This window comes from Paenibacillus typhae, from assembly GCF_900099765.1.
Lineage (GTDB): Bacteria > Bacillota > Bacilli > Paenibacillales > Paenibacillaceae > Paenibacillus_AQ > Paenibacillus_AQ typhae.
The window spans coordinates 189786-212432 of record NZ_FNDX01000003.1 but is presented as its reverse complement, the minus strand read 5'-3'; the positions used below and the strand labels follow the sequence as shown (position 1 = coordinate 212432).

The window sequence follows — 22647 nt, the reverse complement described above, 5'->3', positions numbered from 1 at the left end:
TACGAAGCCGTTTGACAACAACATTTTTTGAATAATGTAAGACTTTATTTGTTTTTGTCATAAATTATTCTTTAATTTTCGGTAAAAGCAGCAGTATGCCAGGCGATGGGAAGTGTTGACGTAATGCATCCTAAGCGTCATAATTATAAACAACTTTAAACTGCGTGTAGTGCAGCTCAAAGGAGCTGAAGACCTGCAAATAGGGTTTCACTTGCGGGTTTATTTTATTATGCAGGTTCCGGAATTTATCTAAACGCATGGATTTAACAACATCTTCGAGAAACTCCTGTCATGGAGTTTTCTTATAGAAAGGAAACGGATACGACGAGAATGGGCATAGAGCAATTAATTGAAAAGGCCGGCGCCTATATAAAAGAAAAAGATCTTCTCCGCATCCGGGAAGCGTATGAGTTTGCCGACCAGGCTCATCACGGCCAGGTTCGCAAATCGGGGGAGCCCTATATCCTGCATCCGCTGGCGGTTGCAGATATTGTCGTCAATATGCAGATGGATGTTATTTCCATTATTGCAGCACTTCTGCATGATGTCGTTGAAGATACAACAGTGTCGCTGGAGCAGATCCGCGAAAAGTTCGGAGATACCTGTGCCATGCTCGTGGATGGTCTGACCAAGCTGGAACGCATCCGCTTCCGCTCCAAGGAAGAGCAGCAGAACGAGAACTACCGCAAAATGTTTATCGCCATGGCTCAGGATATCCGGGTCATTGTGATCAAGCTGGCGGACCGGCTGCACAACATGCGGACGCTTAAATATCAGTCAGAGGAGAGCCAGCGGCGGATTTCCTACGAGACGCTGGAGATTTTTTGTCCGATAGCCGACCGTCTGGGTATCTCGGCAATTAAATGGGAGATGGAGGATATTGCCCTCCGTTACCTGAACCCTCAGCAATACTACCGTATTGCGAACCTGATGCATAAGAAGCGGGCAGAGCGTGAGCAGTTCATCGACAGCGTTATCGGCCGCATCCGCGCCAAGCTTGATGAAATGGGGATTGAAGGGGATCTGTCCGGACGTCCCAAGCATATTTACAGCGTTTATAACAAAATGAGCACTAAAAACAAGCAGTTCAATGAGATTTACGATCTGCTGGCGATCAGGATTATTGTTGATAATATTAAGGACTGTTACGCTACTTTAGGGATTATTCATACTCTTTGGAAGCCGATGCCCGGCCGGTTCAAGGATTATATCGCCATGCCCAAAGCGAACATGTACCAGTCCCTGCATACAACTGTGGTAGGTCCCGGCGGAGAGCCGACTGAAGTGCAGATCCGTACCTGGGAAATGCACCGGACGGCGGAATTCGGGATTGCCGCTCACTGGGCATATAAAGAAGGTACAAGCACCACCGGAAATCCGGAGAACCGCATGCCGTTTTTCCGGGAAATTCTCGAGCTCCAGCATGAAGCCAAGGATGCCGAGGAGTTCGTAGAATCGCTTAAGATGGACTTTTTCTCTGACCTTGTTTTTGTTTTTACGCCAAAGGGCGAGGTTGTGGAATTGCCAGCGGGCTCTGTTCCGCTTGATTTTGCTTTCCGTATTCATACAGAGGTCGGTAACCGGACCATCGGCTCCAAGGTGAACGGGCGGATTGTGCCGCTTGACCATAAGCTGAAGACCGGAGATATTGTAGAGATTCTCACGTCCAAGAATTCTTACGGCCCAAGCCGCGACTGGCTGAAGATTGCCCAATCTTCCCATGCGCGCAGCAAGATCAAGCAGTGGTTCAAGAAAGAGAAGCGCGAGGAAAATGTCGAAAAAGGCCGTGAAGCAGTCGAACGCGAGCTGAAGCGGCTGAGCATGGAGGTATCCGATTTCCTGACCGAGGATAAGCTGAGCGATGTGGCCAAGAAGTTCGCCTTCGGTGACGTCGAAGATATGCTCTCCGCAGTCGGGTTCGGGGGGATTACCGCCTCGCAGATCGCGAATAAGCTGACCGAGAAGCTCCGCAGGGAGCAGGAGGAAGCAGCCAACCATCTGGAATTGTCTACCGAGATGAAGGAGATCAAATCCAGCGGCGGCAACCGCAACCAGCCTACCAACGGTGTGCGTGTCAAAGGCATTGATAACCTGCTGGTCCGCTTCGCGCGATGTTGCAACCCCGTACCGGGAGACGATATTGTCGGATATGTAACTCGCGGGCGCGGCGTGTCTGTGCACCGTGAGGACTGTCCGAATATTCCGACCGACGGTGACGGGGAAGAATCGGCACGGGTGATTGAAGTGGAGTGGGAAGGCAGCATGGAAGCCAATTACAGCGTTGATATCGAGATTACAGGCCATGACCGTAACGGTCTGCTGAATGAAGTGCTGCAGGCGGTGTCCGAGAGCAAAACGAACATTTCCGCAGTCACCGGACGCTCCGACAAGAACAAGATGGCGATGATTCATATGACGATCCTCATCCGCAATACGGATCATCTGCAGTCGGTTGTCGACCGGGTGAAGCGTGTGAAGGATGTATATACGGTTAACCGGATTATGCAATAAGGCAAGGAGCTGAAAGACTAAGATGAGAGCAGTCGTACAGCGCTGCAAGGAAGCGAAGGTTACGGCGGACGGGACGGTAACGGGAGCCATTAATGAAGGCTTGATGCTGCTGATCGGCGTAACGCACGGGGATACCGAGAAGGATGCCAAATATCTGGCTGACAAAATAGCCGGACTACGCATCTTCGAGGATGAAGCCGGCAAAATGAACTATAGTGTTACGGATACGGGCGGAGCGATTTTGTCCGTATCGCAGTTTACGCTATACGGGGACTGCCGCAAGGGACGGCGCCCGAATTTCATGGCTGCAGCGGCACCTGCCGAGGCTAAGCAGCTCTATGATTACTTTAATCAGGAGCTGAGAGCTGGCGGACTTCAGGTGGAGACCGGCGTGTTCGGGGCCATGATGGATGTATCATTTACTAATTGGGGACCGGTTACGCTGATCCTGGACAGCCGGGACTAGAGAAGCGTACGAAATTTGAATATCCGCATGCCGCAGGTTGTTCCGTATAGGAGCAGCCTGCGGCTTTTTTATATTACAGCATTTATAGATTGCCGGGGGCGGGGAGATTGCTCTGCAAGGCCTGATGGCAGCGTCTGCACGGGGATAGAGCCAGCTTGTGCAGGATAAACTAGGGAGGATTGAAATTTTGTCAGGGGCAGGTAATCCGAAGATGAGATATTCTCCAAAATCATGGGCATGGACCAGCGTTCCGGTCAACACGGCAGGCAGTACTGTGGAAGCAGCCGCGGCAGCGAAAGAAGCAAGGCGGGAGGAAGATCCTGCGCTCATGAAGGGCAGAAGCCGGGGGCTGCTGCCGCGTACCTGAGATTTGCATGGCGTATAAGCTGCAGGGATAAAATCCGCCAAGTTTTGGTTTGAGCCGCGTTGTGTCGTTAGAAATCCGGATATTGCGGGTAATAAGAAAACGAGAACAAAATAGCGGAGAGGAGAATTGATCCAATGAGTAAAGTAGCATTTCTGCTCGCCAGCGGTTTTGAAGATTCCGAAATGAAGGTACCTTACGATGAAGTTATACAGGCAGGACATCAGGCTGAAATTATAGGTCTGAAAAAGAATGAGACGCTGCTGGGCAAAAAGGGAAACGTTTCCTATGCTGCAGATAAAGCCATCAGCGAGGTAAAGGCCGGTGACTATGACGCAATCGTGATTCCGGGCGGCTCGTCACCCGAAAATCTGCGGCTGGATGAAGACATTATTGCCTTCGTGAAGGAAGCGGATGCTTCCGGTATTCCGATTGCATCCATCTGTCATGGACCGCAGATTCTGATTAGTGCAGACCTGCTTCAAGGACGCACCATTACTTCCTACCCGCCGCTCAAGGATGATATCGTTAACGCAGGAGCGGAGTTTAAGGATGAAGAGGTCGTCGTTGACGGCAATTATATAACATCGCGTACGCCGAAAGATGAACCTGCCTTTGTGCGCGAGCTGCTGAAGGTCCTGTAATCAACCAATATTGAAGGAGGGAACAATCATGACCAGAAGAATTCAGGCTTATTTCAGAACGGAAAGTGAAGCAGAAGGCGCTAAAACGGCATTGATTCCATTCAGTGTGGAGGCGCTGGAAATTTCCCCGCTGACAGACCCCTTGGATTCCGGCAGGGACCGCAGACCGAATCTTCTTTTGCCGCTAGTTCCGTACAACAATTCAGTGATTACCGGCGGGACAATGGGCGTGGCAGGAACAGCGGGAGCCTTGAGCGGAGCTGCGGTGGTTCCGGCGGTAGCAGACGGCGACGATGAGGGGCTGAGACGCTCCGATGTTGACGCAGACAATGACATTCTGCGTGACACAGATGTTAACGAGGACATCGACCTGAGCGATGTGCATATTGTAATGTCCCTGAAGACTTCAGAGGAGCACTATAATGAAGTTGTAGAGACATTGCGAGGCAAGCATGCGTATGTAGAGGTTTTTGAATAATATTAGTATGACTGCTGGCTGTTCATCAGAACGCAGTCTGCAGGCAGCCCCGGCCGGTCCGCATGGACCGCCGGGGCTGCCTTGTGCAGCAGAGCAAAAATTCACTGGACAGCTCGGGCAGCGTAGTGTAAAGTAGTTTTGTGCTAAGGCGGACAGAGAATGTCCCAGTAAATAAAACGCTTTCTTTTCTGTAATACAACTGTAATATTGCATACATGAATCCTTAATATAGGGTGTCTATAATAGAAGCATGACCCCCTTTTTTATAATATATGATTATGGACCTGCAGCAATCGGCTGCAGGTCACTTTTTTTATGTGCACCCAATCTGCAAAATTTACATGGGAATTTCATTTCCTTCCTTGACTTTAGCGCAGTGGTTCAGTAGAATCTAACAATATACGAAATGTTTATAATGCTTTGATGACGGGACCAAGTAATCCGAGATCCATGACCCCAGAGAGGAATCCCCGCAGAACCGGCTATTGCTCTTCATTAGGAGCCATATCCGTTTCGGCACGGCTGTAAGGATTCTGTTGATGACCGGATGAATGACTTCCCCGAGAACGCACGGCGAACGCGAGGCAGCTTACCTGCCTGGGGTCAGTAGCCGCTGCGCGTAGGCGGGCGTTAACCGCTTTGAGCGGATTCAGTGTAGGTGAATGAGTCCGGAATGTGGGTGGTACCACGGGTGAATAATCGTTTATGATAATCCCTCGTCCCTGTTTGTTACAAACAGAGGCGAGGGATTTTTTGCTTTTTCGTGAAATATCAGAACGTATAAGTCTAAGGACTTATACAGGTCTGATCTTTCTCGAAGAAACGGTTGCCGCCTTCCCTGAAGGACGGCAAAGCCGTTTCTACTTGAAATTGTGCAAGCTAAGGTACAAGCAATGTTAGGCAAGAGGGGTTATTTTCAGGAGGGATAGGCTGTGGCTAAAGAAAGATTCGAGAAACCTACAGGTACACAGGATGTGCTTCCAGGTGCCGTAGAGAAATGGCAGTACGTTGAAGGCAAGGCCAGAGATCTCTGCCGCCGGTTCAATTACCGGGAGATCCGCACACCGATGTTTGAGCACACCGGGCTGTTCGAGCGGGGCGTCGGTGAAACAACAGATATTGTGGAGGGCGAAATGTACACCTTCAAGGACAAAGGCGACCGTGACCTGGCGCTCCGTCCGGAAGGAACGGCTGGTGTTGTGCGTGCTTATGTGCAGAACAAGCTGTACGGCGAGCCGGATGTCAGCAAGCTGTATTACATCGGCCAGATGTTCCGTTATGAACGTCCGCAGGCGGGAAGATACCGCCAGTTCCACCAGTTCGGCATTGAGGCGTTTGGTGCAGTAGATCCGGCGATTGATGCCGAGGTGATCTCGCTGGGATATCAGTTCTACAAAGATCTCGGACTGAGGGAAGTCCGGGTTGAACTGAACTCCGTGGGCAATGCGCCAAGCCGCGCCGCTTACCGCGAGAAGCTGCTGAATTTCCTGAGACCGATGCGCGATACGCTGTGCAGTGACTGCCAGCGCCGCATGGAACGCAATCCGCTGCGGGTGCTCGACTGCAAGGTTGATCAGGATAAGTTCGGCGGTGCGCCGTCCATTCTGGACAGTCTTGATGAAGAATGCACGACCCATTTCGAGAAGGTTAAGCAGCATCTCGATACCATGGGCGTTGAGTACAGCATCAATCCCCGTCTGGTCCGCGGACTGGATTATTACACGCATACTGCGTTTGAGTATAAAGCAGCCGGCATCGGCTCCATCGATACCGTCGGCGGCGGCGGCCGCTATAACGGGCTGGTTGAGGAAATCGGCGGGCCGGATCAGCCGGGCATCGGCTTCGGAATCGGGCTGGAGCGTATCCTGCTGATTCTGGAGAATCAGGGTGTGGAGCTTCCGGCAGTGAAGCCGCTCGATGTATATTTCGTAGCGCTTGGCGAAGCGGCAGATCAGGAAATCACAAAGCAGCTGTTCCTGCTGCGCAGCCAGGGCTTCTCTGCAGAACGTGATTATCTCGGCCGCAAAATGAAGGCACAGATGAAGTCAGCCGACCGCATGTCAGCGCGGTATACGGCGATTCTTGGCGAAGACGAACTGAACAGCGGAGTCATCGCCCTGAAATCAATGGAGACCGGAGAACAGAAGACAGTCAAGCTGGAAGAGCTGGCGCAGGCGCTGGTCTAAGGACCGGATAACGTATTTTAACCATGAAAGGGTAGGATAAATTATGAGTAGAAGTCATCATTGCGGACAATTAACGCCGGAGCAGATCGGCCAGACTGTAACACTGAACGGGTGGGTACAGACTCGCCGTGACCTTGGAGGCGTCCTGTTCATTGACCTGCGCGACCGTACAGGTATTGTACAAATCGTGTTTAATCCGGATTACTCCGGTGAAGCACTGCAGATTGCCGATAAGGTGCGCAGTGAATACGTGCTCTCCGTTACGGGTAAAGTGGTTAAGAGAGATGAAGAAACGGTTAACCGCAACCTGCCTACAGGCGAGATTGAAGTGCAAATTACGGAAATCGAAGTGCTGAATGCCGCCAAAACGCCTCCGTTCTTCATCGAAGACGGTGTGGAAGTGGATGAGTCCCTGCGGATGAAATACCGTTACCTCGACCTGCGCCGTCCTGAGATGCACAAGACGCTGCTGCTGCGCTCGAAGGCGGCGAAGATTTTCCGCGACTTCCTTGACGGTGAAGGCTTCATTGATGTTGAAACTCCCATTCTGACCAAAAGCTCCCCTGAAGGCGCACGTGATTATCTGGTGCCTAGCCGGGTGCATGAAGGGGAATTCTTTGCGCTGCCGCAATCGCCGCAGATTTACAAGCAGTTGCTGATGGTCGGCGGCATCGAGCGTTACTACCAGATTGCCCGATGCTTCCGTGACGAGGATCTGCGCGCTGACCGCCAGCCGGAATTCACCCAGGTCGACATCGAGACTTCCTTCGTGCCGCAGGATGAGCTGCTCGGCATGATGGAAACCCTGATGCAGCGCCTGCTGAAGGAAACGGTAGGGGTTGAGGTTGCCGTTCCGTTCCAGCGCCTGACCTACGCCGAAGCCATCGGCAAATACGGCTCCGATAAGCCGGACCTGCGCTTTGGCCTTGAGCTTGTTGAAATGAATGACATCGTTGCCAGCAGCGGTGTGAAGGTATTTGCTTCCGTGATCGAAAAAGGCGGAGAAGTGAAATGCCTCAATGCCAAAGGCTGCGGTACTTGGACTCGTAAGGAAATCGACGATCTCGGACCATATGCTGCCCGTTACGGCGCGAAGGGTCTGGCCTGGATTCAGGTGAAAGACGGCGAGTTTAAGGGACCAATCGTTAAATTCTTCACTGAAGAAGAAATCGCTGCTGTAAAAGAACGCACCGGCGCTGAAGAAGGCGACCTTCTGCTCTTCTCCGCTGATAACAAAAAAGTGGTTGCCGATGTACTGGGTGCCCTGCGTCTGAAGATCGGCCGCCAGCTGGGCCTGATTGATGACAGTGTGTTCAAATTCGCCTGGGTTACCGAATTCCCGCTGCTCAGCTATGACGAAGACCAGAAGCGTTATGTGGCCGAGCATCATCCGTTCACCCGTCCAATGGACGAAGACCTGCACCTGTTCGATACCGACCCGGGCAAGATCCGTGCGCAGGCTTACGATATCGTGCTTAACGGCTATGAAGTGGGCGGAGGCTCCCAGCGTATCTACAAACGCGATGTACAGGAGAAGATGTTCGAAGCCCTGGGCTTCACACCTGAAGTGGCTTATGAGAAGTTCGGCTATCTGATGGATGCCTTCGAATACGGCACGCCTCCGCACGGCGGAATTGCCTTCGGCTTTGACCGTCTGGTTATGCTGCTGGCCGGACGCACGAACCTGCGTGAAACGATTGCCTTCCCGAAAACGGCAAGTGCAACCGACCTGCTGATGGATGCACCGTCCCCGGTAGATGCAGCACAGCTGGAACAGCTCCATATCAAGCTGGCGCCAAAGCCGGAAAAAGTGAAAAACTAACTACAATTAATGCCTGTGGAGCAGCGGTAAGAAGCGGCTCCACAGGCCGCATAATAAAGGAGGCGTGAACCTTATGCTGCATCAGTTCTCGCGTACAGAGCTGGCCATCGGGCCGGAGGGTCTGGAAATTCTGAAGAACAGCACCGTAGCGGTGCTGGGAATCGGCGGCGTCGGAGCGATGTCCGTTGAAGCGCTGGCCCGCACCGGTGTTGGCCGGATTATCCTGATTGACAAGGATGCGGTGGATATCACCAATATCAACCGCCAGATTCATGCGCTCACAACCACAATCGGCCAGAAAAAGGCGGATCTGATGGTGGAACGCGTCAAGCTGATCAACCCGGAGATCGAAGCGATCGCCCTGAACATGTTCTATACGGAGGAAACGTATGAGGAGCTGTTCAAGCTAAAGCCGGATTTTGTCATTGATGCATCGGACACGATTATCTACAAAATCCATCTGATCAAGGAATGCCTGTCCCGGGGAATCCCGATGATCTCCAGTATGGGCGCAGCCAACAAGATGGACCCGACGCGCTTTAAGGTGGCTGACATCTCCAAAACGGAGATGGACCCGATTGCCCGCGTTATCCGTCAAAAGCTGCGCAAGGACGGCATCAAAAAAGGCGTCAAGGTTGTCTTCTCGACTGAGGTGCCGGTGAAGCCGCGTGTAGATGTAACGGAACAGATCGTTCCTGCCGATGCGCCGGACCGGCGCAAGGCCAAGCAGCCGCCGGCGAGCAATTCGTTCGTACCGCCGGTTGTCGGTCTGATTATGGTAAGTGTTGCGGTTAATGATCTTCTGAAGGCCGGCGGCGTAAGTGTATAAAACCGGCCCCGGCAACAAATAAATGAATGGTGGACGAAGGGCGTAAGCAGCCGGATAGCCGGCTGCGCGCCCTTTTATTGCGGTTTGCCGGTTATGGGCCGTAAAAACCGGGTAATAGCCTGCGGAACTTAACAATCAGTGGAGGTTGTACAATGAATTCGAATTTTTGGCGGAAGAGCGTGGGTCTGGAGCCGGGCGATAACTGGAAACGGGAATGGGCTGCAGGAATCCTGTCGTATTTTGCCTCTGTATATATTGTGATGGTCAATGCGGCCATTCTGCATGACGCAGGCATGCCGCTCAGAGCGGGGATGGTCGCTACACTGCTGACTGCGGTTACAGGCTGCCTGCTGATGGCCTTCGGCGGCAAAACGCCGATTATTGTGGTGCCCGGCATGGGGATCAATGCCTTCTTCACCTATACGCTGGTCCATTCCATGAAGCTGGACTGGCGCGAAGCGCTTGCGGTGGTTGTGGTAACCGGGGTACTGTTCGCAGTCGTTGCGTTCACATCGCTGTACCGGATTCTCAGCGAAGCCATCCCGCATAACCTGCAGCATGCCATCACGGTCGGAATCGGGCTGTTCCTGACCTTTATCGGCCTGCAGAAAAGCGGGATCGTCATTGCCCACCGGACTACCTTTGTGGCTATCGGGCATTTTAGCGATCCGGCAGTTATCACTTCCTGTGTAACGCTGATTCTGGCGCTGGTGCTGTTCATCCGCGGAACGCGCGGCGGGCTGCTGATCAGCATGCTTGCCGGCACGGGGCTGGCTTATCTGCTCGGGGCAGCACATAAGCCGGAGACGACAGAATCAGGCCATGTATTTACCGGCTATGGTGATGTTTTTGCCGGCATGGACTGGAACGGAGTGATCAGCCTGGTGTTCTGGATTGCCGTGTTCCTGCTGCTTCTGATCGTCGTATTTGAGAATATCGGGCTGATCTCCTCACAGACGCTGATGGCCGGGCGGCCGGAACGGTTCAAGAGCAGCCTGCGGGCGCTCTCAGTCGCCAACATTGCAGCTGGCCTGTTCGGCAGCAGTCCGGTCGTTGCGGCTGCAGAATCCACTGCAGGCATCGCGGCAGGCGGCAAATCCGGCCTGACCTCGCTGGTCACCGGGCTGCTGTTCGGGGCGACCTTCCTGTTTATCCCTCTGCTGGCCTATGTGCCGGACAGTGCCATCGCACCCATCCTGATTGTCATCGGCGGCCTGATGGTCCAGAGTGTGCGGGAGATGGATCTTAGCGACATGACGGAGCTGTTCCCCGCTTTTCTGGTAATGGTTATGATTCCATTTACCTACAGCATCGTAGACGGTATGGCTTTCGGCTTCATCACCTACCCGATTGTTAAACTGGCAATGGGAAAAGGCAAGGATGTCCCTCCGGCGCTGTACGGGATTGCCGGGCTGTTTGTAGCGAACTTTGTGCTCCATGCTTTTATGGGATAACGGCGCAGGATTGCTGTGGGAAGTGCTGCGTTTAGTTGAATAGATAATTCTGGATTTTGTGAATCTGTTGTGCTATGATGAGTATCCTTTTTGTGTAAGTGATATCAGCCTTGCACAGATGGCTATGCTCATAAACTTTTAGGAGGTAACTGAAATTGGAGGACAACTTTCAAAGTGCCTATCAAGAGGAAGAAGACAGGCTGAACAGTACGCTTACCGAAATTGATTCGATTCTGGCTAGACTGCGCAACACCCCGGTGTATACCGGACATGATTATACGGAGCAGGTGCTGGAGGATTCCAGGGAGCAGCGGCGCAAGGATTTGGCCAGGCTCCGGCCGGAGCCCTACTTCGGGCGGCTGGATTTCCAGGGCAGCGGTGATGGAGCGCCCCAGCCCCTGTATATCGGCAAAATCGGCGTAGACCGTGAGCAGGTAAGCGACCGTCCGCTGGTCATCGACTGGCGTGCACCGGTAGCAAGCCTGTTTTATTCTTTTACCGGAGGGACGGAACCGGCCTCATATGAAGCTCCGGAGGGGCTGATTGAAGGGCTTGTGTATCTGAAACGCAACGTGGTGATCCGCAAGCAGATCCTGGAACGGGTTGCGGATACCTACAACCGGGACAGCGATGCACCGGCGGTATCGGACGAATTTCTCGTCTACCGGCTGGGTGAGAACAAGGATAACCGGCTCCGCGATATCGTCTCGACGATTCAGGAGGAACAGGACAAGATTATCCGTGCGGTGAAGAATACGGCACTGATTATCCAGGGCGTAGCGGGGAGCGGCAAGACCACAGTTGCCCTGCACCGGCTGGCCTTCCTGCTGTACCAATACAAGGAGCAGGTATCGGCGGAGAAAATGATAATCTTTGCTCCGAACCGGATGTTCCTCGATTATATCTCCGATGTGCTGCCGGAGCTCGGGGTCGGTAACATTGCCCAGAGCACGTTCCCGGACTGGGCGGCTAATGTACTCAATCTGGAGCTGCCGGAGCAGAATACGACGGAGACATTGAACCGCTGGTTTGAAGCAGAGGGCGGCATGCCGGACATTACAGAAGAAACACCGGGGCGTTTCAAGGGCTCTACGGTGCTGATGGAAGTCATTGAGTCAGCCGTTAAGCTGCTGGAGACGGGAGCGGTTCCCGAAGGGGATTTCAGCCCGTGGGAAGGCGCAGTGCTGCGGCGTTCCATGATCCTGCGCTGGCATAACGAGGAATACGCCCCTTATCCGCCGCTGAAGCGCAAAGAGCGGGTCATGGCGCGGATTCACCGCTGGATTGAAATGGAGCTGAAGAAAAGCCCGTCCGCGGCTGCGCTGAAGGAACGTAAGAAGAAGGCAGCAGCCAAGGAGAAGACATACGGCGGCAAATGGCCGAAGTATGAGCCTCTGATGATCTATAAGCAGATATTCCGCGCGGCCAAGGTGCCTGGGGACTGGCCGGCAGAAGCACCGGAGCTCATCCCTCAGGGGGTGCTGAAGGAAACGGCGAAGGATCTCAAAAAAGGCATCCTGCGCGAGGAAGATCTGCCTCCCTTGCTCTATATCCACTATCTGCTGAGCGGCAATGAGGGCACGGAGCGCTTTGACCATATCGTGATCGATGAAGCCCAGGATTTCTCGCCTTTCCAGATCGCGGTGCTGGATTTGTATGTGAAGGGCCACTCCTTCACGATCCTGGGGGATCTGTCACAGGGTATCCATGCCTATAAAGGCGTGCACGGCTGGGCGGAGATGCAGGCTCTGTTCGCGCCTGAGCATACAGCCTACCACGCGCTGACGCGAAGCTACCGCTCAACTATGGAGATCATTGAATTTGCTAACGGCATTCTCTCAGCAGGCGTTCAGAGCCCGCTGCTGGCCGTACCGGTGTTCCGCAGCGGTAATCCGGTCCGCCTGATCGCTTACGGCGGCGAGGCCGCTGAGGCGGCTCCAGGAGCGGATCAGCGCCTTCAGGCAGTCAGTGTAGCGCTTAAGGCGCTCTCCGGGCGTGAATACCGGACCGTGGCTGTCCTGACCCGTAGCCTTCGTGAAGCGGAGGAGCTGTATGCAGCGCTGGCTGCCGGGTTCGAGGATCTCCATCTCATTGACGGCAGCATGACACAATATCACGGCGGGCTGTCGGTACTTCCGGTCTATCTGTCCAAGGGGCTGGAGTTCGATGCAGTCATCCTGGCGGATGCCGATACCAGCCATTATGGAGCAGCCGCCTGGAATGCCAAGCTTATGTATGTCGGCTGTACCCGTGCGCTGCACGAATTGTGGCTGCTGCACAGCGGTGAACTGCCTGCCTATGTGCAGACAGCAGGGGAAGAAACGGTTTCCGGCTGGCCGGAAGCCGCTGAACAATAATCCTGCAGCTCGGCAAAAAACCTTTTCCGCTTCTGGTGAAGAACGATTATAACTGTTCTTGAACTTGTAACCCGGTACCTGCTATGGCTTAATAATAAGTGTCCGGCCGGGCAAGATTACTTCTGGAAGGAGGCTGATTGAAATGATTTCAGTATACGAGGTGGTTTCCGTCTAAGACGGAAATCCTGTTTACGGGGAGGCCGCGAGGCCTCCTTCTTACAAACACCTGACAGCAGGTCCGCCCCTCAGAGGGGAGATGGAAATAAAAATGAGAACGAATGTAGACGCTAACCATAGGGTTTTATATAATGAACTTACGGTATTTACCAAATATGAGCTGAAGAAAGGAGGCAGGTGCAATGATTATTACTTTAGATGCTGCAATTGACGGACGCAAAGGGACACACCTGTTGAAGGAGGAAACACAACGTGAGTTATGTAAATGGAAAGGATGTGCTCCCCCCGGGCCTGCTCGAAGAGCTTCAGGGATACATTCAAGGTGAATTGCTCTACATCCCGAAGAAGACGGAGCAACGTGTAAGATGGGGTGAGAACAGCGGCTCCCGGCAGGAGATTGCCAGCCGCAACAAGGAGATTTTCTGCAGTCACAGCAGCGGCTGCTCGGTGAACGAGCTGCAGAAGAGATACCACCTCTCAGAGGAAAGCATCCGCAAGATTATTTCAAAAATGCGGCTTGCGATGAACCGCTAGCCTGGAATTTGAACTAAGAGCATGGCGCCCGCTTAACGTAGCGAGGTCATGCTCTTTCTATGTTTTGTGGTATGATAGGGAGAGGAATTCAGGTGCGTCTTGCCTGAAAGTTAAGAGCAAGGAAGTGGACTTATGGACTTATTCTCACTCGGGGACAATACCGGAGGCGGCCGTCTGCTCGCAGACCGCATGCGTCCGCAAAGTCTTGATGAATATATCGGCCAGGAGCATATTGTCGGGCCGGGCAAGCTGCTGCGCAGGGCGATCGAGGCGGATCAGGTCTCCTCGATTCTGCTGTATGGCCCTCCGGGCTGCGGCAAGACAACGCTGGCCCATATTATTTCCCATCATACGCAAGGCGAATTCGTGCGGCTGAATGCGGTTGAAGCCTCTGTCAAAGATGTGCGGGAGGTAATCGACCGCGCCCAGAGCAACAAGGCGCTGTACGGCACGAAGACGATTCTGTTTCTGGATGAGGTGCACCGTTTCAACAGCTCCCGGCAGGATGCGCTGCTGCCCGCCGTTGAGAAGGGCACGATTATCTTTATCGGCGCAACGACAGAGAACCCGTTCCACTATGTGAACGGGGCCCTTATGAGCCGTTCCACGCTGTTCCAGCTGGAATCCTTGACCAGCGGGCACAGCATGGAAGCGATGCGGCGGGCACTGGCCGATGAAGAGCGCGGGCTTGGCTTCATGCGGCTGCATGCTGATGAAGACGCGCTGCTGCACATTGCGGCGATGGCCAACGGCGACATTCGGCGGGCGCTCAATGCGCTGGAGCTGGCGGCAATGACTACAGCGCCGGAGCCGGACGGCAGCGTGCACATTACACTGGCTGTGGCGGAGGAATCCATCCGCCGGCCGATTGTAAAGGCGGACGAGTCGACCCAGTACGATGTGCTGTCGGCCTTCCACAAGAGCATCCGCGGCTCCAGTGACGCCGCGCTGTTCTGGTTCCTCTATGCCGTCGAGAAGCTCGGCATGGACCCGATGACCTTCATCCGCCGGCTGATCGCCGCCTGCAGTGAGGATATCGGCCTGGCGAATCCGCAGGCCATGGTCCAGGCGGTCAGTGCGCTGGACGCGTACCGCAACAACGGCTGGCCGGAGGCGAGACTGAATGTGACCCAGGCGATCCTGTTCGCCGTGGAAAGTCCGAAATCCGATGCGGTGGTTGTAGCAATCGCTAACGTCATGAATACCATCGAAGAGCTGAAGTCCGCAGAGGTACCGCTGCATTTGCGTGATACGCATTATAAGGGTGCAGTGAAGCTGGGACATGAGGGGTACCAATACCCTCATAATTACCCGGGCCACTACGTGCGGCAGGAATATCTGCCCAAGCAGATTGCCGGCAAGGTGTTTTATGAGGCAACCGAGCAGGGCAACGAAGCCAAGATCCGGTATAATCAGGGGCTGCGCCGGGGATTATAGTAGCCTCAAGGTAAGGATTCCCTATAAAAATATGAGCCGCTGCGTGCAGCAGGAAGTCATTTTCCTGCTGTACGCAGCGGCTTTTTTTGATATACAGACCTATGGAAATTGCGAAGTATTACGTAGAAGGTAATAGAATATAGGCGATTATAGTCGGAAAATGTCGTATTTGTCATGTTAATTGACATGAAAAACTTTTTTTATAGAAAAATCATTGATAATTTACCATGAGTCAATTAGAATAAACTCTAACATTCAGGGATTACTTCCATAATAATCCTAAAATTTAAAGTGTAGTTCGTTGGTAGGGTTACTGTATATGACACGGATACCCTTTCTAAAAAATCCTGGTGTTAGGGTGATGAATTTGAGTGAAGACTTACTGCAAATCGAGAATTTAACGACATCCTTCAAAATTGCAGGGCAGTACTATGCTGCAGTTGATGATGTGACGCTCACCGTAAAGAAAAATGAGATTCTGGCTATCGTCGGAGAATCAGGTTCAGGCAAGAGTGCGCTCGCCTTCTCCATTATGGGACTGCACACCAAAGCAAGGATCGAAGGTAAAGTGAATTACAAAGGCCAGGATATTGTCCAAATGTCCCCCGGCATGCTGAATAAGGTCCGCGGCAAAGAAATGTCGATGATTTTTCAGGACCCTTTAGCTGCACTAAATCCGCTGATGATTATAGGCAGTCAGATCGAAGAAGTACTGCTCCTTCATGATACCACCCTCTCCAAAAAACAAAGAAAAGAAAAAGTTCTTGATCTGTTGGCAAAAGTGGGCATCCCCCGCCCTGAACATACATACCATCAATATCCGTACGAATTATCCGGCGGCATGCGCCAGCGGGTTATTATTGCAATTGCCATTGCGAACGGACCGCAGCTGCTCCTTGCAGATGAACCGACGACAGCACTTGACGTGACGATTCAGCTGCAGATTCTGGAACTGCTCAGAAAGCTGAAAAATGATATGCGGGCAGGCATTATTCTGATTACCCACGATCTCGGGGTTGTCAGCGAAATGGCAGACCGTGTAGCCGTTATGTATGCAGGCCAAATTGTCGAAATTGCCGATATTTACACCCTGACCTCTAATCCGCAGCATCCGTACACAAGATCCTTGTTTAATTCCATTCCTACTGTAAAAGAAGTGAAGTCAAGGCTGCACGTTATTCAGGGGATTGTGCCTTCGCTCAAAAACCTGCCGCGCACTGGCTGCCGGTTTGCTGCAAGAACGCCCTGGATTGATGCCTCCGCACATGAGGACAATCCGCAGCTTCACGAAATTGCTCCGGGCCACTTTGTCCGCTGCACCTGCTACAAACATTTTCATTTCCCGGAGAGCGCGGAGGAGGCTGGCACCGATGGCATTGCTTGAGGTTAGAGATCTGCAGGTTCACTTTCCGATCAGGGGCGGGCTGTTCAGCCGCCAGGTTGGCGAGGTTAAGGCGGTTGACCGTGTCAACCTTACCATAGAGGCCGGCCAGACCTATGGTCTTGTCGGTGAATCCGGTTCCGGCAAAACCACAACCGGCCGGGCTATTATCGGCCTGAATCAAATAACGGGGGGAAACGTTCTTTTCGAGGGGATCGACCTGGCTTCAAGAGGGGCACGCAAGCAGAATAGTGTCCGCCGTGAAGTTCAGATGATTTTTCAGGATCCCTATTCCTCGCTCAATCCCAAAAAACGTGTACTGGATATCATATCCGAGCCGCTGCGGAATTTTGAAAAGCAGTCTCCGCAGGAGGAGAAACGGAGGGTTCAGGAACTGCTGGAGCAGGTTGGCCTGAGTCCGGACAATATTTATAAATACCCGCATGAATTTTCCGGCGGCCAGCGCCAGCGGATCGGAATTGCCCGGGCGATTGCCCTGAAGCCCAAGCTGATCATTGCCGATGAGCCGGTCTCTGCACTGGATGTATCGGTCCAGGCGCAGGTCCTCAATTTTTTGCGGGATATCCAGAAGGAATTGAATCTGACGTATCTGTTTATCAGCCATGATCTCGGAATTATCCGGCATATGTGTGACCGTATCGGCATTATGTACAAGGGAAGGCATGTTGAAGAAGGGGTTCCCAAGGATATTTTTGACAATCCTCAGCACATTTATACCAAGCGGCTCATTGCAGCGATCCCGGATATTGATCCCTTGCAGCGTGAGGAGCGGAGCAATTTCCGCCGGTCCGTAAGTGAGGATTACGAACATGCCTACCGGAGCTATTTCGACGGTGACGGCCTGGCTTACCCGTTACGATCCATTTCCGATACCCATAGGGTGGCTATGCCCGAGAAAGGTTGAGACGTATGTGGAAGATTATTGTACGACGATTATTAATTATGATTCCGCAGGTATTCCTGTTAAGTATACTGGTATTTCTGATGGCCAAAGCGATGCCGGGAGATGCGCTCACAGGTATGCTTGATCCGAACATCGATCCTGCGGCTATTGAAGCAATGAGGGAAAGACTGGGGCTGAATGACCCGTGGTATATACAGTACTGGAACTGGATCAGCAATGCCGTACAGGGAGATCTGGGCCAATCCTTCAATTTCAAGATGCCAGTGACCGAGCTGATCGGCCAGCGCCTGATGAATACAGTCTGGCTGTCGCTTGTCACACTGGTGCTTACCTATCTAATAGCCATTCCGCTTGGTATTATCAGCGGGCGCTTCAATGATACATGGGGCGACCGGCTGATTACCGGTTACACCTACGTCGGTTTTGCTGCTCCGCTGTTTATTGTAGCACTGCTGATGCTCTGGATGTTCGGCTTCTACTTTTCCTGGTTTCCGACCGGAGGCAGTGTTGCGCCGGGTGAAGTTCCTGGAACCTTCAGCTATTTGCTCAGCAAGCTCTATCATATGCTGCTGCCGGCTTTATCCATCGCCTTAATTACAACCGTAGGTACAGTCCAGTATCTGCGTAATGAGATTATCGATATGAAGCAGAAGGACTTTATTCTTACCGCCAGAGCAAAAGGAGCCTCAGAATCACGGGTTTATAACCGTCATATTCTGCGCAACTCCCTGCTGCCGATTGCCGCCTTTTTCGGGTATGAGCTGACAGGCCTCATCGGAGGAACCATCTTTGTAGAGAGCATCTTCAGTTACCCCGGCATGGGCCAGCTGTTTCTGGGCTCGATTGTGATCCGCGATTTCACCGTGGTGACAGCACTGGTGCTGCTGTATGGGATTGCCACCATCATCGGCTCCCTGCTGTCCGACATAATATTAAGCATTGTTGATCCCCGTATCCGGATTAAATAATGACCAGAACTTTATTGAGGTGAATGTAATGGCAAAATCAGGCACTGAGCTGCCGCTCCCGCACAATATTGATAAGAGCCCCTCCGGCTGGAGTATTCTCTGGCAGGAAATTATTAAAGACAAGCTTGCCTTAATCTCCCTGATCTTCCTGGCAGTCGTCATCCTTGGAGTATTCGGCACTGCTTTATTCCTTGATCAGAAGGAGATTGTAACTGTTGATTTATTTGCACTCTATGAAAAGCCTTCAGCCAGATTCTGGCTGGGTACCGATTACGGCGGCCGGGATGTATTCGGTCAGCTCATCATCGGCACCCGGAACTCGCTGAGCATTGGTATCATGGTCACCGTTATGACGGGGGCCATCGGAATTCTGGTTGGACTGGTGTCAGGTTACTTCGGCGGTGTCATTGATAACCTGTTTATGCGTCTGGTTGACTTCTTTATGATTCTGCCGATGCTGATGATGGTCATTGCTTTTGTAACGGCGGTTCCGAAATACAATACCTTGACCTTTTCACTTATCATGACAGCCTTCCTGTGGATGGGGATCGCCAGGCTGATCCGCTCCAAGACACTGCAGGAAAAAGAGCTGGAATATGTCCAGGCATCCCGGACACTCGGCTCCTCTCATCTCAAGATTATCTTCAAGCAGGTGATGCCGAACCTGAGTTCGATCATCATCGTAACAATGACCCTGAACCTTGCAGCTAACATTGGACTTGAGTCAGGTTTGTCCTTCCTTGGTTTCGGATTTCCTGAAAGTACGCCGAGTCTGGGTACACTGGTCAGCTATGCCCGAAACCCGCAGACTCTGGAGTCCAGATGGTGGATATGGTTACCCGCATCACTGCTGATTTTGGTGTTGATGTTGAGTATAAATAATGTCGGTCAGGCGCTGAAGCGTGCGACGGACGCAAGACAAAGAAGAGGATAATAAGGGAGGAAGAAACAAGTATGAGAAAAAGAAAAACCGGAAAGACAATGCTAGTCAGTCTGCTGCTTGTGCTGTCACTTGCCGTTACTGCCTGCGGATCAGGCAACAATGAAGCGGCTGAGCCTTCAGCCACAGCCGCAGCTACGGATGCTGCTGCTGCTACTGCTGCTCCAACAACAGCTCCTGCAGCAGAAGACGGACTTTATTCAATCGAAGACTTCAGCCCGCAGAAGACAAACCAGGGTGAAGCCATTGAAGGCGGCACGCTCAATTACGGACTTGTTTCAGATACTCCTTTTGAAGGTACACTCAACTATACCTTCTATTCCGGCAATCCCGATTCTAAAGTTCTGCAATGGTTCGACGAAGGTTTGTTAACTTGGGACAAAGACTATGTATTTACTAATGACGGTGCTGCCACGTATGAAGTTTCCGAAGATGGACGTACCTTCACTTTCACGATCCGTGATAATGTAAACTGGCATGACGGCAAGCCTGTAACGGCTGAAGACTGGGCGTTTGCTTACGAAGTTATCGGTAATCCGGCTTATGACGGCCCGCGTTATGGTTCTGACTTCACGAATGTTGAAGGGATGGAGGCATACCATGCCGGCACTGCTAAGACCATTTCCGGTATCAAAGTGCTGAGCGAAAAACAACTGCAGGTTACTTATATTAAGTCCACCCCGTCCCTGTTGACAGGCGGTATCTGGATCTATCCGCTGGCTAAGCATATCTTTGGCGGCATGGATGTTGCCAAGATTTCGGCTTCCCCTGAAGTCCGCCAGAATCCAATTGGTTTCGGCCCATTCAAAGTGCAAAGCATCGTACCTGGTGAATCGGTTGTATTCGTGAAGAACGAAGACTACTGGCGCGGAGCACCGAAGCTGGATGGTGTAGTGCTGAAGGTAGTTGCCCCAACTACAGTGGTACAGGAGCTTAAAGCGGGCAATATTGACATGGTAGACAGCTTCCCGATTGATCAGTTCCCGGATAACTCCGGCCTGTCGAACGTTGAATACTTGGGCATGGTAGATCAGGCTTATACTTATATCGGCTTCAAGCTCGGGAAATGGGATGCGACAAATGCTGTCGTTGTTCCGGATCCTAAGGCAAAAATGGCAAATGTAGCTTTACGCAAAGCCATGTGGCAGGCAGTAGATAATAATGCAGTGGGGCAAAAATTCTACCATGGTCTGCGTTGGAACGCTACTACACTAATTCCTCCATCCCATCCCGAATTCCATGATGACAGCAATCCGGGCGTAGCTTATGATCCGGAAGCAGCGAAAAAGACGCTGGAGGATGCGGGCTTCAAGATGAACGGCGAATTCCGTACAAACCCGGACGGCACACCGCTGACCATCAACTTTATCTCGATGACTGGTTCGGATGTGGCTGAACCGCTGGCTCAATACTATGTACAGTCCTGGAAAGCAATTGGCCTTAACGTAACACTGGAGATGGTTGAATTCAACACCTTCTATGACCGTGTTGGCTCCAACGGTGAGGATGATCCGAGCGTTGACGTCTACCAGGGTGCATGGTCTGTAGGTATCGACGTTAATCCGCAAGGCTTGTACGGACATGATGCCATTTATAACTTCCCTCGTTACCAGAGTGATGAGAATGACCGTCTGATGGAAGCAGGCATTTCTGCGGAAGCCTTTGATGTAGAGAAACGTAAAGAAATCTACAATGAGTGGCAGCAGCTGATGGTTGAAGAAATCCCTGTATTCCCTACCCTGTACCGTGCGATTGTTGTGCCGGTTAATAACCGTGTCCTGAACTATGCAATCAATGATGGATCAGGAATATATCTGAACGAGCTGGCTTTGTCCGCTGATAAAGGAATTGCGGCACAATAAGCAATTGCTTTAATAAGCTTCGTAAAGAAGATTTAACAGCAAAACACCCTTCGGCTTCATCAGCCGAAGGGTGTTTTTTGATAGGGCAGAGAGTAAGAATTGGGAGTGTAGCTGGTGCTGAGCGGGGCGGCCAAGCTTTTCAATAAGGCTTAACCCGCGCTCTTGTTATCCCTGCGGCTGCGGCACAACCTTCTGCGCCGCTTCGATGGTTCCGCCGCCCAGGCATTGCTCGCCCTGGTAGAAGACTACGGCCTGTCCCGGTGTGATGGCCTTCTGCGGCATATCGAACAGGACATTCAGGCTGCCGTCTTCAAGGGCAGTAAGCGTAACGCCCTGGTCAGGCTGGCGGTAGCGGAACTTGGCGGTACATTTCAGCGGTGCATCGCCAGGCGCAAGCGTCCGGCCGTCAATCCAGTTCACGCCGGAGGCAATCAGGCTGTTGGAATACAGGCTATGGTGCTTGTCCCCCTGTACAACATAGAGAATATTCTTCTCCAGATCCTTTTCGGCAACGAACCAGGGTTCACCGTTACCGGAGCCGCCGATTCCCAGACCCTGACGCTGTCCCAGCGTGTAGTACATCAGGCCGTCATGCCGGCCCTTCACTTCGCCGGTGGAAATATCAACCATATCCCCGGACTGTGCCGGCAGGTACTGGCTGAGGAATTCACGGAAGTTACGTTCGCCGATGAAGCATACGCCGGTGCTGTCTTTTTTCTTCGCGGTATACAGGCCGGCCTCTTCAGCAATTCTCCGCACTTCCGGCTTAGGCAGATGGCCGATCGGGAACATGGCCTTCGACAGCTGGCTCTGATTCAGGGCATTCAGGAAGTAGGTCTGATCCTTGTTGTTGTCCACGCCGCGCAGCAGCTTGAACACCCCGTCTTCTTCAACCACACGGGCATAATGGCCGGTGGCAACATAATCTGCCCCGAGCTGAAGCGCCTTGTTCAGGAATTCCCCGAACTTGATCTCCCGGTTGCACATGACATCCGGATTAGGTGTACGGCCTGCCTTATATTCATCGAGGAAATAGGAAAAGACTTTATCAAAGTATTCCTTTTCGAAATTAACGGTATAGTAAGGAATATCAATCTGCTCACAAACGCGGCGCACATCCTCGGCGTCGGTCTCGGCAGTACACACTCCGAATTCGTCTGTATCGTCCCAGTTCTTCATAAAGATACCGATGACATCGTAACCCTGCTGCTTGAGCAGAAGCGCCGTAACGGAGGAATCGACTCCCCCGGACATGCCGACGACGACGCGGGTATCCTGTTTTGCCTTTGTCATTCCCATCACCATTTTCTAT

General features: G+C 52.4%; 18 protein-coding genes. 17 read left to right on the top strand and 1 reads right to left on the bottom strand.

From position 1 onward, the window contains the following. The first annotated feature begins 330 nt into the window (after positions 1–330). The 17 genes from BLR64_RS04260 (at position 331) to BLR64_RS04180 (ending at position 21335) form a co-directional block, all read left to right on the top strand. Complete coding sequence (locus tag BLR64_RS04260) at positions 331–2511, top strand: RelA/SpoT family protein (RefSeq protein ID WP_090712494.1); 2181 nt, start codon at positions 331–333, stop codon at positions 2509–2511. Between the two features lie 22 nt (positions 2512–2533). Beyond that, positions 2534–2977 carry a D-aminoacyl-tRNA deacylase gene (gene dtd, locus BLR64_RS04255; RefSeq protein WP_090712492.1) on the top strand — a complete coding sequence of 148 codons (444 nt, stop codon included), beginning with the start codon at positions 2534–2536 and terminating at the stop codon, positions 2975–2977. A 187-nt stretch (positions 2978–3164) separates the two neighbouring features. After that, on the top strand, positions 3165–3344 hold the full coding sequence (locus BLR64_RS04250; RefSeq protein WP_090712491.1) for a hypothetical protein: 180 nt from the start codon (positions 3165–3167) through the stop codon (positions 3342–3344). 134 nt (positions 3345–3478) lie between these two features. Then, positions 3479–3985, top strand: a complete 507-nt coding sequence (locus BLR64_RS04245) for a type 1 glutamine amidotransferase domain-containing protein (protein WP_090712488.1) — start codon at positions 3479–3481, stop codon at positions 3983–3985. 28 nt (positions 3986–4013) lie between these two features. After that, entirely contained in the window at positions 4014–4463 is a 450-nt protein-coding gene (locus tag BLR64_RS04240) for a hypothetical protein (protein ID WP_090712486.1), read from the top strand. Positions 4464–5395: 932 nt separating this feature from the next. Then, complete coding sequence (hisS, locus tag BLR64_RS04235) at positions 5396–6649, top strand: histidine--tRNA ligase (RefSeq protein ID WP_090712484.1); 1254 nt, start codon at positions 5396–5398, stop codon at positions 6647–6649. Positions 6650–6692: 43 nt separating this feature from the next. Then, complete coding sequence (aspS, locus tag BLR64_RS04230) at positions 6693–8471, top strand: aspartate--tRNA ligase (RefSeq protein WP_090712481.1); 1779 nt, start codon at positions 6693–6695, stop codon at positions 8469–8471. A gap of 73 nt (positions 8472–8544) precedes the next feature. Next, on the top strand, positions 8545–9300 hold the full coding sequence (locus BLR64_RS04225) for a tRNA threonylcarbamoyladenosine dehydratase (protein ID WP_090712480.1): 756 nt from the start codon (positions 8545–8547) through the stop codon (positions 9298–9300). Positions 9301–9452: 152 nt separating this feature from the next. Next, on the top strand, positions 9453–10754 hold the full coding sequence (locus BLR64_RS04220) for an NCS2 family permease (protein ID WP_090712478.1): 1302 nt from the start codon (positions 9453–9455) through the stop codon (positions 10752–10754). Between the two features lie 155 nt (positions 10755–10909). Beyond that, on the top strand, positions 10910–13111 hold the full coding sequence (locus BLR64_RS04215; RefSeq protein ID WP_090712476.1) for a HelD family protein: 2202 nt from the start codon (positions 10910–10912) through the stop codon (positions 13109–13111). Positions 13112–13540: 429 nt separating this feature from the next. Continuing rightward, positions 13541–13822, top strand: coding sequence for a CD3324 family protein (locus BLR64_RS04210; protein ID WP_039876272.1), 282 nt, complete (start codon positions 13541–13543; stop codon positions 13820–13822). Between the two features lie 132 nt (positions 13823–13954). After that, a complete protein-coding gene (locus tag BLR64_RS04205) occupies positions 13955–15259 on the top strand; it encodes a replication-associated recombination protein A (protein WP_090712474.1) in 1305 nt (434 codons plus the stop codon). Between the two features lie 367 nt (positions 15260–15626). Beyond that, the gene (locus tag BLR64_RS04200) at positions 15627–16643 is read left to right on the top strand and encodes an ABC transporter ATP-binding protein (RefSeq protein WP_090712675.1); all 1017 of its coding nucleotides are present in this window, start codon (positions 15627–15629) and stop codon (positions 16641–16643) included. Continuing rightward, positions 16630–17565 (top strand): ABC transporter ATP-binding protein, encoded by a 936-nt coding sequence (locus BLR64_RS04195; protein ID WP_090712473.1) that lies wholly within the window; start codon positions 16630–16632, stop codon positions 17563–17565. Before BLR64_RS04200 ends, BLR64_RS04195 begins: the two co-directional genes overlap by 14 nt. A gap of 5 nt (positions 17566–17570) precedes the next feature. Beyond that, positions 17571–18533: an oligopeptide ABC transporter permease gene (opp4B, locus tag BLR64_RS04190; protein WP_090712471.1), complete on the top strand. Its 963-nt coding sequence runs from the start codon at positions 17571–17573 to the stop codon at positions 18531–18533. A 28-nt stretch (positions 18534–18561) separates the two neighbouring features. Further along, positions 18562–19467 (top strand): ABC transporter permease, encoded by a 906-nt coding sequence (locus BLR64_RS04185; RefSeq protein ID WP_090712469.1) that lies wholly within the window; start codon positions 18562–18564, stop codon positions 19465–19467. A gap of 20 nt (positions 19468–19487) precedes the next feature. Further along, entirely contained in the window at positions 19488–21335 is a 1848-nt protein-coding gene (locus BLR64_RS04180; protein WP_090712467.1) for an oligopeptide ABC transporter substrate-binding protein, read from the top strand. A gap of 165 nt (positions 21336–21500) precedes the next feature. Here BLR64_RS04180 and mnmA read toward each other — a convergent pair whose 3' ends face one another. Beyond that, complete coding sequence (gene mnmA, locus BLR64_RS04175; protein WP_208607129.1) at positions 21501–22628, bottom strand: tRNA 2-thiouridine(34) synthase MnmA; 1128 nt, start codon at positions 22626–22628, stop codon at positions 21501–21503. Positions 22629–22647 lie beyond the last annotated feature (19 nt).